This is a genomic window from Polynucleobacter sp. UK-Gri1-W3 (genome assembly GCF_018881595.1).
Taxonomy (GTDB): Bacteria; Pseudomonadota; Gammaproteobacteria; order Burkholderiales; family Burkholderiaceae; genus Polynucleobacter.
In genome coordinates this window covers 25,892-40,620 of record NZ_JACVQA010000001.1, presented here as the reverse complement: position 1 = coordinate 40,620, position 14,729 = coordinate 25,892, and the positions used below count along the sequence as shown (strand labels likewise).

General features: G+C 46.1%; 11 protein-coding genes. 2 read left to right on the top strand and 9 right to left on the bottom strand.

The genetic code is table 11. The features are described from left to right. Positions 1 to 3 precede the first annotated feature (3 nt). Positions 4 to 867, top strand: coding sequence for a 4-hydroxybenzoate octaprenyltransferase (ubiA, locus tag ICN36_RS00180; protein ID WP_216226434.1), 864 nt, complete (start codon positions 4 to 6; stop codon positions 865 to 867). On the opposite strand, the gene proC is transcribed toward ubiA, so the two are convergent. Genes proC through ICN36_RS00155 form a run of 5 tightly spaced genes read right to left on the bottom strand, consistent with a single transcriptional unit; the run spans position 864 to position 6,388 of the window. Continuing rightward, a complete protein-coding gene (gene proC / locus ICN36_RS00175) occupies positions 864 to 1,733 on the bottom strand; it encodes a pyrroline-5-carboxylate reductase (protein ID WP_216226433.1) in 870 nt (289 codons plus the stop codon). The genes ubiA and proC overlap by 4 nt on opposite strands. Further along, positions 1,730 to 2,455 carry a YggS family pyridoxal phosphate-dependent enzyme gene (locus ICN36_RS00170; RefSeq protein WP_216226432.1) on the bottom strand — a complete coding sequence of 242 codons (726 nt, stop codon included), beginning with the start codon at positions 2,453 to 2,455 and terminating at the stop codon, positions 1,730 to 1,732. Before ICN36_RS00170 ends, proC begins: the two co-directional genes overlap by 4 nt. Beyond that, the gene (glcF, locus tag ICN36_RS00165) at positions 2,452 to 3,729 is read right to left on the bottom strand and encodes a glycolate oxidase subunit GlcF (protein ID WP_216226431.1); all 1,278 of its coding nucleotides are present in this window, start codon (positions 3,727 to 3,729) and stop codon (positions 2,452 to 2,454) included. Before glcF ends, ICN36_RS00170 begins: the two co-directional genes overlap by 4 nt. A gap of 8 nt (positions 3,730 to 3,737) precedes the next feature. After that, on the bottom strand, positions 3,738 to 4,883 hold the full coding sequence (gene glcE / locus ICN36_RS00160; RefSeq protein ID WP_216226430.1) for a glycolate oxidase subunit GlcE: 1,146 nt from the start codon (positions 4,881 to 4,883) through the stop codon (positions 3,738 to 3,740). Then, positions 4,883 to 6,388 (bottom strand): FAD-linked oxidase C-terminal domain-containing protein, encoded by a 1,506-nt coding sequence (locus ICN36_RS00155; RefSeq protein WP_370623361.1) that lies wholly within the window; start codon positions 6,386 to 6,388, stop codon positions 4,883 to 4,885. The genes glcE and ICN36_RS00155 overlap by 1 nt, the downstream gene beginning before the upstream one ends. Before the next feature lie 27 nt (positions 6,389 to 6,415). Here ICN36_RS00155 and ICN36_RS00150 point away from each other — a divergent pair, with 27 nt between their 5' ends. Then, positions 6,416 to 6,985 carry a cob(I)yrinic acid a,c-diamide adenosyltransferase gene (locus tag ICN36_RS00150; RefSeq protein WP_216226429.1) on the top strand — a complete coding sequence of 190 codons (570 nt, stop codon included), beginning with the start codon at positions 6,416 to 6,418 and terminating at the stop codon, positions 6,983 to 6,985. Positions 6,986 to 7,041: 56 nt separating this feature from the next. Here ICN36_RS00150 and ICN36_RS00145 read toward each other — a convergent pair whose 3' ends face one another. The 4 genes from ICN36_RS00145 to ICN36_RS00130 are packed head-to-tail and all read right to left on the bottom strand — an operon-like array spanning position 7,042 to position 14,715. Further along, positions 7,042 to 8,166 (bottom strand): 3-deoxy-7-phosphoheptulonate synthase, encoded by a 1,125-nt coding sequence (locus ICN36_RS00145; protein WP_216226428.1) that lies wholly within the window; start codon positions 8,164 to 8,166, stop codon positions 7,042 to 7,044. Positions 8,167 to 8,196: 30 nt separating this feature from the next. Beyond that, positions 8,197 to 9,687, bottom strand: a complete 1,491-nt coding sequence (gene tldD, locus ICN36_RS00140) for a metalloprotease TldD (RefSeq protein WP_255531178.1) — start codon at positions 9,685 to 9,687, stop codon at positions 8,197 to 8,199. Between the two features lie 20 nt (positions 9,688 to 9,707). Next, the gene (locus ICN36_RS00135) at positions 9,708 to 10,541 is read right to left on the bottom strand and encodes a carbon-nitrogen hydrolase family protein (protein WP_216226427.1); all 834 of its coding nucleotides are present in this window, start codon (positions 10,539 to 10,541) and stop codon (positions 9,708 to 9,710) included. 10 nt (positions 10,542 to 10,551) lie between these two features. Further along, a complete protein-coding gene (locus ICN36_RS00130) occupies positions 10,552 to 14,715 on the bottom strand; it encodes a YhdP family protein (RefSeq protein ID WP_216226426.1) in 4,164 nt (1,387 codons plus the stop codon). Positions 14,716 to 14,729 lie beyond the last annotated feature (14 nt).

Sequence of the window (14,729 nt, the reverse complement as noted above, 5' to 3'; positions counted from 1 at the left end):
CTCATGAATTTAAGAGAGCGGTTCATTTCTTATGCCTACCTTATTAGGTTGGATAAGCCTATCGGCACTCTATTACTGCTGTGGCCTACTCTTTGGGCTCTCTGGCTGGCAAGCAGTGGAGTGCCTGATGTATCTATTTTGCTGATCTTTACTGTCGGTACTTTTTTGATGCGTAGTGCAGGTTGTGCAATCAATGACTATGCCGATCGCGACTTTGATCGTCATGTCAAAAGAACACAAAGTCGTCCAGTGACTAGCGGCAAAATTTCGGGTAAAGAGGCGGTAGCTGTTGCTGGCGTATTGGCCTTTCTTGCCTTCTTGCTTATTCAACCCTTGAATGTATTTACAAAGCAATTATCAGTATTGGCTTTGCTAGTTGCCTTCATCTATCCCTTTACTAAACGCTTCTTTGCTATGCCACAAGCCATCCTGGGGATTGCCTTTGGCTTTGGTATCCCGATGGCATATGCAGCTATTTTGGATTTCATTCCCCTAGAGGCTTGGATCCTATTTATTGGAAATATCTTTTGGGCGATTGCCTATGACACTGCTTATGCCATGGTCGATCGCGATGATGACTTGCGCTTAGGGTTGAGAACATCTGCCATTACGTTTGGTCGGTATGATGTCATCGCCATTGCAATGAGCTATGGAGCGCTATTTATTAGTCAATTGTGGGTGGCGCAATTGGCCAGCTTAAGCAATTATTTTTTGTTGGGCTGGTTTGCAGCATTAGCTTGTGCCCTCTATCACCTAAAGTTGGTGTCTACTCGCAATAGAGAGAGTTGCTTTAAGGCATTTCGCCATAACAACTGGCTAGGCGGATTTTTATTTCTTGGGATTATGTTGGGATTAAGTCTTAATTAGCTCTGACCTAACTCATCACCCATGGCTTTGCCGCGTTGACTTGCTGCATCAATCGCTTTTTCTAATATCTCGTGCCAGCCCTGCTGCTTCATTACCTCCAAAGCTGCTGCAGTAGTGCCACCCTTGGAGGTAACTCTCTCACGCAATACGCCCGCATGTTCATCGGAGTTATGGGCTAGCTGTGTAGCACCCTCGAGAGTTGCGTAAGCTAGCTTTCGCGCCGTCTCAGTATCAAGACCTAGTTTTTCACCCGCAGATTGCATTGCTTCAAGAAATGCAAAGACGTAGGCAGGGCCACTGCCAGAAACAGCGGTCACTGCATCCATCAGCTTTTCTTCTTTTACCCAAACAGCTTGTCCAACGGCATTGCAAATGGTTTCAGCTAGGGAGCGGTCAGATTGATCCACAGCAGCATCTGCAAACAAACCGGTGATGCCTTTGCCAATTAAAGCAGGAGTATTTGGCATAGCGCGTACGCAACGCGTGTGATCGAGCCAGCGGCTCATATCTTTTAAGCGAATGCCTGCTGCAATGCTAAGAATCAGTGGGCCGGGCGCGCTAGCATGCTTTAGTTTTGTTGCCAACCCTTTGGCAACTACATTGAAATCTTGAGGCTTGATTGCCATAACAAGCACATTATTTTTAGAGAAATCAAAGGCGATTTGTTCTAATGCGCCAATTCCTTGAACACCGAAATCTTCATGTAACTTGAGAGCAGTTGCGGCATTCGCCTCTACAACAGAGATTTGATTCGATTCAAATCCGCTTGCAAGGAGGCCGCTAATGAGCGCGCGCCCCATATTTCCACCACCAATAAATGTAATGTGGGCGTTGCTATTATCTTGTGAGGTTTTGTTTGTGCTCATTTGCTAATCTTATCGCGCTTCCCAAAAATGGCTGAACCTATGCGAACTATCGAGCTACCTTCAGCTATGGCAGCCTCTAAATCATCTGACATGCCCATCGATAGGGTGTCAAAGTATTGGTAACCCAGTTCGACGGAATGGGTTGCTTGGATCTTCTGAAAACACTCTCTTACGGCCGCAAAAGCCTGACGCTGTGAAATTGGATCAGGACTCGGTTCTGGAATAGCCATAAGACCCCTGAGAACCAAGTTGGGTAAAGCGGTAATGGCGTTGCAAAGGGCTTCAACTTCCGCCAGTGAAACACCACTTTTACTGTCTTCCCCGCTTACATTGACTTGTACACAAACCATCAGTGGTGGTAGCTCTGGAAATTCACCTCTTTGAGAAGATAGACGTTCTGCAATTTTGAGGCGATCCACGCTATGGACCCAATCAAAGTGCTGCGCCACTTCCCTGGTTTTATTGCTCTGCAAAGGACCAATAAAATGCCAAGTTAACCAAGGGCGTAATTTGGCAAGCTTCTCAATTTTTTCAACAGCCTCTTGCACATAGTTCTCACCAAAGGCGGATTGACCAGCATGCATCGCTTCCTCAACCGCTGAAGCCGGAAACGTTTTACTAACCGCCAGGAGTTCAATTTCTTCAGGCTCTCGCTTTGCTGCTAAAGCAGCAAGTTCAATTCTTGCCCTGACATGCGTCAGATTTACAACAATGGAATTCATAAGGCCTTAGAAGATTTGCTAAGTAGCTGATCTACGATTTCGATCCAATGGACTACTGGTGTGTCATCTTGTTGCAGATGGGTAATGCAGCCAATATTTCCAGAGACAATCACTTCTGCCCCAGATTCTTCGCATGCAGCATTGAGGTGGGTTAACTTATTTTTTCGGAGTTGCTCAGATAGTTCTGGCTGAGTCACTGAATAAGTGCCAGCAGAGCCACAGCAAAGATGGCTATCTGCGCATAAACGCACACTAATCCCAAGACTAGAAAGCAACCCCTCAACCTTGCCGCGAATTTGCTGACCATGTTGTAGTGTGCACGGCGGGTGATACACCACACCAGGCTTTGTATCCGTGCCTATGAGTTGTACTAGCTCATTTTGTAGGGAAGGCAGTATTTCAGAAATATCTTTTGTGAGTTCAGAAATCTTCTTCGCTTTAGCTGAGTAGACTGGATCATTTGCAAAGAGGTGACCATAGTCTTTGACCATTACGCCACAGCCAGATGCTGTCATTACAATAGCTTCTACGCCACTTTCCACTAATGGCCACCACGCATCGATATTTTGCTTAGCGTTGTCCAAGCCACCAGGTTGATCATTAAGGTGATAGCGGAGTGCTCCACAGCAAGTAGCATTGGGCGCACTAATCATTTGAATCTTTAAGGCATTGAGCACACGCGCTGTAGCTGAATTGATATTTGGGAGCATGCCGGGTTGAACGCAACCTTCAAGCAAGACCATTTTGCGCTGATGTGCTGTAGACGGCCTTGCATAGGCATCAGTAGAATTGGCTAAGGCTTTATTAACAGTCAGTGGAATCTTGCGTTGAATACCACTAGGCATTAATGGACGTACTAGACGACCCAAAGCCATCGCTGAATTAAATAAAGCGGGTTTAGTCAAACCTTCTTTTAGGGCCCAGCGCGTTAGGCGCTGACCGATTGGACGCTCAGGCGTATTTTCTTCTGCCCACTTGCGACCAATATCAACTAAGTTTCCGTATTGCACGCCACTCGGGCAGGTGCTTTCGCAATTACGACAGGTTAGGCAGCGGTCTAAATGTAATCGAGTTTTTTCAGTAGGCGCTTGACCCTCGGCCATTTGTTTAATGAGATAGATTCGTCCTCTAGGACCATCTAGTTCATCGCCGAGAAGTTGATAGGTGGGGCATGTAGCAGTACAAAAGCCGCAGTGAACACATTTGCCCAAAATATGAGCAGCCTCGATACCTTCTGGCGTATTGGCAAATTGGGGGGCGAGTTGAGTTTGCATATTAAGACTTATGGAAGACGTTTAGTGGCGAATACACCTGCGGGATCAAAGGCGGATCTGAGGCGCTCCTGCACTGCCTCAAGGGCTTTGGAATGGGCTTGCTCTGATAACAAAGTAAAGCGCTGATAGCCAGGGTCTATATTTGCACCCTGTTTGAAGCGAGTTGCATGCCCTCCATGAGCGCTAGCTAATTCCTTAATCGCCTTGAAGGTAGCTTCATCGCCAGATGCTTTAACCCAGCGTTGTTGGCCATGCCACTCCAAAATAATTTCTTTGGCAGCGCCTTCAATGCTAATAGGCCCACATGCTGCTGGCAGCGCTAAGCGATAAAGTGTTTGATCTGCACCAAGATTGGCAAACATAGAATGTTTTTGCTCACGCAGATCACTCCAGAAATTTTCTGCATCTTCACTATTAATTTCTGTGGCATTTACCAAAGAGCTCATCAGCGGAACAGCAGCTTTCACAGCTGCTGCGGCAGCTGCGAGGCGGAAAGTCAATTCTCCAACACCACCTTTGGCCGAACCAATCCAGCAGCTTGCTGACAATGGGAGTGGCTGACCAGCCCATTCGTTTAATACTTTAAGGGCATTCTCTTGGGAGATCTGACAACGTAAGGTTGTGGTCGCAGCAGGCTTAGGCAGTACCTTGACCGAGGCTTCCAGTAAAAGTGCAAGTGTTCCTAAAGAACCGGGTAATAAACGAGAGACATCATATCCAGCCACGTTCTTCATCACCTTACCGCCAAAGGAAAGATCCTGACCTTTGCCATCGAGGATGCGAGCGCCTAGAACAAAGTCGCGGAAATTGCCTACTGTGATGCGTCCTGGACCAGCGAGTCCTGCGGCAATGGCGCCACCAAAGGTTGCATTCTCACCAAAGTGGGGTGGCTCAAAAGCGAGAACCTGATTCTTTTCTTTAAGGGCAGCTTCAATTTCCTTTAGTGGAGTACCAGCGCAAGCAGTAATGACTAGCTCTTCTGGTTGGTATTCCAATATGCCCGAGTATGAGCGTGTGTCTAGCTTGGTATAGCCATTTGGATTTCCATACCAGGACTTGGTACCGCCACCTTCAATCGAAAGCGCTGTTTTATTCTTCGCTGCATTGAGAATTTGCTCACGAAATGCATCGATTTGCGGATGAGGCTTACTCATTAAAAGCGCTCCAATTCTGGGTGAGGCAATTGGCCGCCACTAATGCGCATACGACCATATTCTGCGCAGCGACTCAAGGTTGGGATGGCTTTATCTGGATTGAGTAACTTTTCTGGATCAAAGGCGCTCTTCACACCCCAGAAAGATTCGCGCTCACCTTCGCCAAACTGCACACACATCGAATTAATTTTTTCAATACCAACACCGTGCTCACCAGTGATCGTGCCACCAAGCTCTACACACGCTTCTAAAATTTCAGTGCCGAATTCTTCCGCGCGGTGCCATTCATCTTGATCAGCACCATTGAATAAAATTAATGGATGCATATTGCCATCGCCTGCATGAAAGACGTTTAAGCAACCAAGGCCATACTTTTCTTCCATTCCCTGAATACGCTTCAGTAGTGTGGCAATGTGGCGGCGGGGTATGGTTCCATCCATGCAGTAGTAATCAGCAGCTAAACGTCCTGCTGCCGGGAAAGCATTTTTACGTCCGCTCCAAAACTTTAAGCGTTCGCTTTCATCTTTTGAAATCTGAATACCGCTTGCACCAGAATCTTGAAGCACCTTAGTCATGCGCTCAATTTCTTCTGCGACTTCTTCCGGCGTGCCGTCAGATTCACAAAGCAAAATGGCTGCCGCCTCTAAGTCGTAGCCAGCATGCACAAATTCTTCTACAGCACGCGTGGTAGCTTTATCCATCATCTCTAAACCAGCAGGAATAATACCGGCAGCAATAATGGCAGCAACTGCGTTACCACCTTTTTCAATATCATCAAAACTAGCCATGATCACACGAGCCAATTTTGGCTTAGCCACTAATTTGACAGTGACTTCAGTAACCACTGCGAGCATGCCTTCGCTACCCATCATGATTGCTAGTAAGTCGAGTCCAGGAGCATCTGGCGCTAAGCCGCCAAATTCAACAATCTCACCGTTCATCAGTATTCCACGTACACGCAGAACGTTGTGCAAAGTCAGGCCGTATTTTAAGCAGTGCACACCGCCAGAGTTTTCGTTGACGTTGCCGCCAATGGAGCAGGCAATCTGTGAGGAGGGATCGGGCGCGTAATACAAACCAAGATGCGCAACCGCTTCAGAGATCGCGAGATTGCGCACGCCAGGTTGAACTACTGCAGTGCGAGTAAATGGATCAATGCTGATAATTTTCTTGAGCTTAGCTAATGACAGAACTAGTCCCTGAGAGAGAGGCATTGCGCCACCAGAAAGACCTGTTCCTGACCCACGAGGCACCACAGGAATCTGCATGGCGTAGCAAATCCTCAAAATTTGAGCAACTTGCTCTTCTGTTTCGGGTAGAGCCACAGCCAAAGGCATCCGTCGATAGGCTGCCAGACCATCACATTCATAAGGAATGGTGTCTTCTGGCTCCCATAGAAGGGCGTGTTCCGGGACGATTGGGCGCAATGCTGCAACCAATTTGGATTGAAGGGCGCTAATAGCGGCTAATTCAGGGGGTGGGGTCACCATATTCATAGGACTCATTTTAGCCATTTACCTATAATTAGGTTTATGGGAAATCGACTATCAAAAATCGCCACTAGAACCGGTGATGCAGGGATGACGGGCTTAGGTGACGGGAGTCGCGTAGAGAAGGATCACCTGCGGATCTGCGCTATGGGTGATATTGATGAGCTGAACTCAGAAATCGGTGTTTTGATGACCGAAGACATCCCTGCCACCATTGCTGCCGAATTGCATGAGCTTTTTCTGCAGGTGCAGCATGATTTATTTGATTTGGGTGGCGAGCTTTGTATCCCCAATTACAAGCTACTGAATCCCGACCATGTAGCGCAATTGGACCTTTGGCTTGAAAAATACAATGCGCAACTACCCCCATTAACGGAATTTATCCTTCCTGGCGGAACTCGGGCTGCAGCACAGGCACACGTGTGTCGTACCGTTTGTCGTAGAGCAGAGCGTTCAATTGTGCGCTTAGGCTGGGAAGAGCCTTTGTATGACTCTCCTCGCCAATACGTTAATCGTTTGTCTGATTTACTTTTTGTGCTTTCGCGCATCCTGAATCGCGCTGCTGGTGGTTCTGATGTACTTTGGAAACACGAAAAAAAAGAGACTAAATAAATTAGTCTCTTTTAGCTGCAGTGTTTAATGCCTGCTACTTAGATTTTACTCCTGCATTACTTTTTCTGGGCTCTACGTTTCTTAACAGCATTAGCAAGACGCTCTAGAACCTTCACAGAATCATCCCAGTTAATACAGGCATCCGTAATACTCCTGCCGTATTCCAGTTTGCTTGGATCATCTTTTCCTGGGGTGAATTTCTGAGCACCATCATTCAAGTGACTTTCAATCATGACGCCAAAAATCTGATGAGATCCAGATTCCATTTGCTGCGCCACATCATCGGCAACGACAATCTGACGCTCATGTTTTTTGCTTGAATTAGCATGTGACAAGTCAACCATCAAACTGGCTGGAAGCTTGGCTGCTTCTAGCTCAGCGCATGCGGCCTGAACAAACTTTTCTTCGTAATTTGGCTCTTTGCCCCCACGCAAAATCACATGACAGTCTTTATTGCCTTTGGTTTCTACAACAGATACTTGACCATTCTTATGAACGGATAAGAAGTGATGTGGACGCCCCGCTGCTTGAATGGCGTCAGTTGCAATTTTGATATTGCCATCAGTACCATTTTTAAATCCGATAGGAGCAGAGAGACCGGACGCGAGTTCGCGATGAACTTGGCTCTCAGTAGTGCGAGCGCCAATAGCTCCCCAAGAAATTAGGTCAGCAATGTATTGCGGGGAAATAACATCCAAAAATTCACTACCGGCCGGCATACCGAGACGATTAATTTCCATTAACACTTGACGAGCAAGACGAAGACCTTCTTCGATACGATAACTTTCATCAAGGTAAGGGTCGTTGATCAACCCTTTCCAGCCAACGGTGGTGCGTGGTTTTTCAAAATACACACGCATCACAATTTCTAGTTCGCCAGAAAAACGTTCACGCTCTACTAAAAGTCGCTGGCAATATTCCAGTGCTGCCTTGGGATCATGAATGGAGCAGGGTCCAATGATGACGAGTAAGCGGTCATCTTTGCCATGAATAATGTCACGGATTTTATTGCGAGTTTTGCTGATCAATGCCTCGGTTGGTGTTCCAGAAATTGGAAAGAAACGAATTAAATGCTCTGGCGGAGGCAGAACAGAAATGTTGTCAATGCGTTGATCGTCGGTATCTGAAGTCTTATCGACGGCAGAGTACCAATTAGCGGGATTCGTATTTTGTTGGCTCATCTGGCTATTTTAAGCCGTAATTAGCCGATATCAGGCAGTCCCGCCAACAGTCAGGCTATCAATCCTGAGGGTAGGTTGACCTACCCCAACTGGAACACTTTGCCCTTCCTTGCCGCAAACCCCCACGCCACCGTCTAATTTGAGGTCATTTCCGATCATGGACACCTGTTTTAGGGACTCCGGACCGCTACCAATAATGGTGGCGCCTTTGACGGGATATTGGATTTTGCCGTTTTCAACCCAGTAGGCCTCTGAAGCGGAAAAAACGAATTTACCGCTTGTGATGTCCACTTGCCCGCCACCAAAATTGACTGCATATAAGCCGCGCTTAATGCTGGCAACAATTTCTTGAGGATCATCTTTGCCGGCTAGCATATAGGTATTGGTCATGCGTGGCATAGGTAAAGAGGCGAAACTTTCACGGCGGCCATTGCCAGTGAGAGGCATCTTCATCAAGCGTGCATTCAGGCTGTCTTGAATGTAACCTTTTAAGATACCGTCTTCAATTAAGGTGGTGCATTGCGTGGGCGTACCTTCATCATCAATATTTAACGAGCCTCTACGTCCAGCTAGTGTTCCGTCATCAACAACCGTGACACCCTTGGCTGCTACTCGTTCTCCAATGCGACCAGCAAAAGCAGAAGACCCTTTGCGATTAAAGTCACCCTCGAGACCATGACCTACTGCCTCGTGCAATAGAACGCCTGGCCAACCAGGTCCCATTACCACTGTCATTGGGCCAGCGGGTGCTGGGCGAGATTCTAGATTGACTAAAGCACCATCAACTGCCTCATCAACATAACGATTAATTAGATCGGTATTGAAGTAAAGGTAGTCATGACGTGCGCCGCCACCAGAAGAGCCTGACTCACGACGACCGTTCTGCTCTGCAATGACGTGCACTGAAACGCGTACTAGAGGGCGAACATCGGCCGCTAATAGGCCGTCTGCGCGAACCACCAAAACGACATCAAACTCGCCGGCCAAACTCGCCATAACTTGAATGATGCGTGGATCACGTGCTTTTGCGCGACGCTCAATACTTTCTAGCAGTGCAATTTTTTCTTTCGGCTGCAATGAGTCCAAGGGATTGAGGTCTGAGTAAAGCTTATTCGATACATTGTTAAATAGCTTGCTTGCAACGGCTTGCTTGCCCCCCTCAGGGCCAATAACCCGAGTGGCTTTCGCTGCTTTATCCAATGCTTCTAGATTAATTTCATCGGAGTAGGCAAAAGCAGTCTTATCGCCATAGATGGCGCGCACACCAACACCTTGGTCGATATTAAAACTGCCTGATTTCACAATACCCTCTTCTAGACTCCAGCTTTCACTACGAGTATGTTGGAAGTAAAGGTCTGCATCATCAAGACGATGGGTAAATAGATTACCAAAGGTGTGATGTAGGTCTTGCTCTGATAGCCCTGTTGGCTCAAGCAAAATAGATTTGGCTAATTTAATGAGGTCTGCTTGCTTTTTGGCTTTGGTCCAATTGGCAGGAAATAGTGCTTCTGGTGCATTCATGTGATTGGGCGAATCTTTCTTTAAAGCTTGCGATGCGCAAGTGCGGGTAACTTAGAGCGTACCTCGTTTAGTTTATCTTTGCACAAGACCCCGGAAATAAAGCCTTCCCCTTCGGGTAGATTGGTCAGGATATCGCCCCAGGGATCAATGAGCATAGTGTTGCCCCAAGTGCGACGCTGATTTTGATGTTTGCCACCTTGGGCTGATGCCAATACATAGCATTGGTTTTCAATGGCTCGCGCACGCAATAGGATTTCCCAGTGATCTTTACCGGTCGTATAGGTAAATGCAGCCGGGATGATATGGCAGTCTACTTGGCCAAGGGCGCGATAGAGTTCTGGAAAGCGTAAGTCGTAACAAATGCTTAATCCAAATGTCCAATCACTTCCGTCGACTGAAATCTTCAAAAGACCTGGTTCATTGCCGGCTTCAATAGTTTCCGATTCTTGATAACGCTCTGTTGCCGTTTGAAATCCAAATAAATGGATTTTGTCGTAACGTGTAATTTGAGTGCCTGAAGGATCAAATACAAGAGTTGTATTCAGTACCTTGTTAGGATCTTTCGCCTCCAATGGGATCGTGCCTGCCACCAAATAAAGATTGTTTTCTTTGGCAATCTGTGACAGATACTCTTGAATGGGGCCGCTGCCCATGCTCTCTCGAGCACGCACTTTATCTGTATCTTTGAGGCCCATTAAACAAAAATACTCCGGCAGAACAGCCAACTGCGCACCATCTGCAGCAGCAGCAGCTATGAGTCTGCCCGCAGTAGATAAGTTCTCCTGCAAATCAGGGGTAGAAATCATCTGAATGGAGGCAATCTTCATTTCTGCACCGCTTTCTGATGTGCTCATGCTGTATTCGTTAGAGTTCGTTAGGGGTTTTAATAGGGCTGCTTGAATTATTTGGATTATTTTGCGGGCTAGTGCTGTTGATGCTTGGCTTGGTTTGCTCTTTTAGCAAATCCTTGCTGCGAATCGTATCAAGTGTTTTGCTATCGATTGGCTGACCCTTTTGATCAAGGGGGATCACCTCTGGATTATCCCAAGATCCTTGAATCAAATAATCAGACTGAAAATTGCGATTAATTTGACTGGTAATTAAGTACTGCCCAACCAATGCACCAAGCCCCAGGATGGGGTTAATGGCAAATGCAGCTAAAGAGCCCGCTGTAGCATCAATCGTCGGGAAAATAGTGACCCGCAAATCTTGTGTCTGTTGAGGAATATTAATTTGGCCAGACATAGCAACCCTTGCTTGATCTAGGCCCATCGTGAATTGCTTAGCCTGAGCTACCCCGGCATTCATTTCAAAAGTGGCATCAATGGTATTAAACGGCGTACCTTTGGCAACAATATCCCCCAGACTTCCTTTTAGGTCAAACGTGGCGAATCTAAATAAACTTTGTAAGCTCAGAACATCGAGCAGTTTTGCGCCGCCTGTATTCACTTCTATGAGACGACCTTTTTCTAGATTGAGATTGGCCTTGCCTGCAAGGGTGTCATATTTAGGGCTAAACGGAGACCCATCCCACTCAGCATTGATAATTAATTTCCCTTGCCCACCTTCTACTGACTTCTGGTTAGTCCAATGCCCAATAATCTGACCAGCATCTTTAATATCCAAATCAACATTTAAATTTGTATGCGCTGAAGAATTGGATGTGCTGCCAGCCCATCGACCCGTGATGTTTGAGCTGCCTTGTGGGCTGCTAAATTGAATGGAATCGATATTGAGCGCATTGCCACTAGCGCTGGTTTTAATCTTTAGCTGTCCAAGCCGTGCTTTATTCCACTCAAAGTCATCAATGCTTAAATCAAGATTGGGTATAGAGTCAGGCCCAAGCGCATTTTTAATAGCAGGGGTTTTTTGTGTCTGCTTTGTCGGTAGGGGTGGCGGGGCAATGATCGCCTCAGGAACCTTGAGACGCATAAGTCGCCCACTGATCAGGTCTGACTGAGATTGATTGCCAGGTTGGTATTGGAGATTGCCAGCAATCTGGGGTGAGCCTCTCAAGCGCAGTTGCCAGGCTGAATTTTTATTGGTTGCTACCAGATTTAAGTCCTGCCAAATGCGATCAAACAAGGTTAATTGTTTGACCTGCGCTGAAACTTGAATGCTGTTGGTATTGTTTGAGGAAGGGCTATTTGTGGATTTGTTTTTGTTTGACTGACTCAAAAATTCTTGCCAGATATCTAAATTTAGTTCGTTGCTTACCAGATTCAGTTGAAAACCTTGTTGAGGAGGGATAGCGGGCGTTCCAATTCCAACTGCATGACGAAGAATTTCGTTACTTGCTGTTTCACCTTGAACAAAATAGCTATCACCAATCTTTCCATCCCAAGAGAGACGGCTTGAACTGGTTTTGGTTTTTGCAAAAGTTTTGATATTAAGCTGGCCTGACAATGCAGTACCAATCTGTTTTTTAACGGGTGCGGGGGCAGAGCTACCCCAGTCGCGCATATCAATCTTGAGACTGGTGTCGCTATTGCCTTTGTTAAAGCTAATGGTGCCGTCATATTTAGCGACACCGCTCATTGCCTGCATTATCGGAAATACTTGTTCATCGGTATCTTTTGCAAAGTAGTTCTTCACAAAACTGGCTGCAATATCCCCTGAGATACCGTAGCTCGGATTGCCTTGGTTGGATCCAACGCTTGAAATTTTGATAGCACCGCCAAGGAAATTAGCGGTAATGTTTTCAAATTCCGGATTGACTTCAGTAATTCGCATCTTTCCCTGGAGATTCTCAAAGGGAGGTAGGTCAGCCCATTGAATTCTATTGCCAGGAAAACTTAATTGAATGTCGGTGTTCGTATCTCCATTACCTGACAGCGGAATCTTCAAGTCCAAACTGAGGTTTATAGGTCCAGTTATCTTCAGGTTCTTCTCAAGATCAGCCTGTTTTTTGCCAACGGGAGATAAAAATAGATACTCCAATAGTTGTGGGGCATCTCCTTGTGCTTCTCCATTGACTGTTAGTAGTAACTGCTTTGCACTAACACTTGGAATTTCTGCATGGAATTTACTAAGGGCAACTTGCTTGTAGCTCGCCTGATTAATATCCGCTGTAAAGTTGGCATTCTGCATCTTCAGGACGCCATTGACCTTGCTTAGTGCGGACCAAACACCTTGCGCAGGCGACGAGGTAGGTACTGGACTAAAGGTAGCGTCTGTGATGGGTAGGTTGAGGGTGAACTCTGCTGCACTCGATTTAGGAAACGGTACCTCAGCAGGGTCACCCTTGATATGGAGACTTCCCTTTTGAACCACTCCTGCATCGAAGGCTTTACTTAAGTAGGATTTGACGTCGCTACTCATGCCAACTGGTAAATAACGGTAGGCTGTTTTGAGGTTGGCTTGTGCAAAGTCCATATCTAAAGTCATATAGTCTGGCTTTTTAGTCTCGCCAACGATGTAATTTAGATTAAGTGTTGTTGAAATTTCGGGATTACTAAGCGCCAACTGCTTTGCATTAATAACCCAATTCCCTTTTTGTTTTGACCAGGAGATTTGACCGCTGGCTTGATCTAAATTGATTTTGGGGTCAACCAATAAGTCATTTACTTCAAGCTCCAGATTGTTAGATTTGATCGAGAAGCTTCCCTTGTTCTGATCTGCAGTCAAAAAGCCTGAAAGTTTTGATACGGACGGCATCGATTTATTGATACCAACAAAGCTTAAGTCGATCAGTTTGCCGCTCACGGTAAAGTCTAATTTATTAGATTTAAACCAGCCACCAGGAATCTTAAGTGCCGACAACGGCGATTTACTTTCTGACCAATTAATATCTAGATCTTGTAACTCTCCATCTGCTTTCGAGGCCTTAATCCATTGATGAACTTTTTTGGACAATGGTAGGTTGAGAGCAAATAAAGCAATATCTTCAACCAATATCTTGGGCGATGAAAATCCAAACTCTTTAATTTCTCCGCCTCCAGCAGGAGGTCTCCAACGGAATGTCATTGGACTTAAATTCTCTAGTGGAGAGGATTTGGGACTATCGCTATCGCGCCAGGTAAAATTTTTCGTGGTGACGGCGATCATTCCGCCGTCTGTTTCTTGAACAAGGCTGGTTTCTAATCTTCCAAGCGCAATCGCATCCTCATCTTTAGATAGCTGAATAACTAGGTTATCAGCAGCTAAATAAATTTCTCCACCATCTGGCTTGCCGTTATCAATTTTTAGTTTTCCATTGGAATTGAGGACTCCCTCAAGTGCATTGAGCGGTAGAGAGAAGTCATTGGCTATTTGGCTAAGCTGTAGCTCATTTAAGTTCCAAGAAATATTTCCAATCCAGTCGCGCCAATTGCCAGCTTGGCCACCGATATGATGTACTAAATCAATGTTAATTGTCAGAGGGCCTTTGGTCCATGGTGTAGCGGCGCTCAGTGAGCCCTTGTGACTGCGAATGCCGTTACTCAGAGAAAGACTTTGAATATCTATTGTTGTGACAGCTTTCTTCTGGAGCTGATCATCCCAAAATAGCTTGACGTTGCTAATGCGAATTTCATTTTGAGCAAAGAGCCAATTCTCCGCAGAATAGTCATTGGAATTTCCATCTACTGAAATGCCGGCAACAGCAATGATGCCTTTCTTATTACGTTGCGCATGTATCTCGGCGTTTGTAATATTAATTTCATGAAAAAAAGGTGCGAGGTGATAAAAGGATGCCCAGCTGAGCTGCCCATCAATTTTTTGAACAAAGAGGAGTGGCTGTGATTTATCGGGGCCATTGAAACGCAAGCCCTCGATTTCAAAATTGGGTCTAATACCTGTCCATGAAACCTGAAGAGAGTCCATCGAAACTTCAGCACCAATACGAGCACTAATCAGTTTTTCAACTGATGCTTTGGATTTCTCAAGTTGCGGCCAAAGGATAAAGCGCACTCCTACATGCCCGACGACAAGAAGTGCTACTAAAAGGCCAGTCAAAATCAGAGCACGCTTACGCCAAGCCCCACTCGAACCTTGAGGACGTTTAGCGAGCACGCTCTTGAGGCGAGGCAGGATGAACTTTTGCAGCATGGCCTCTATTATCC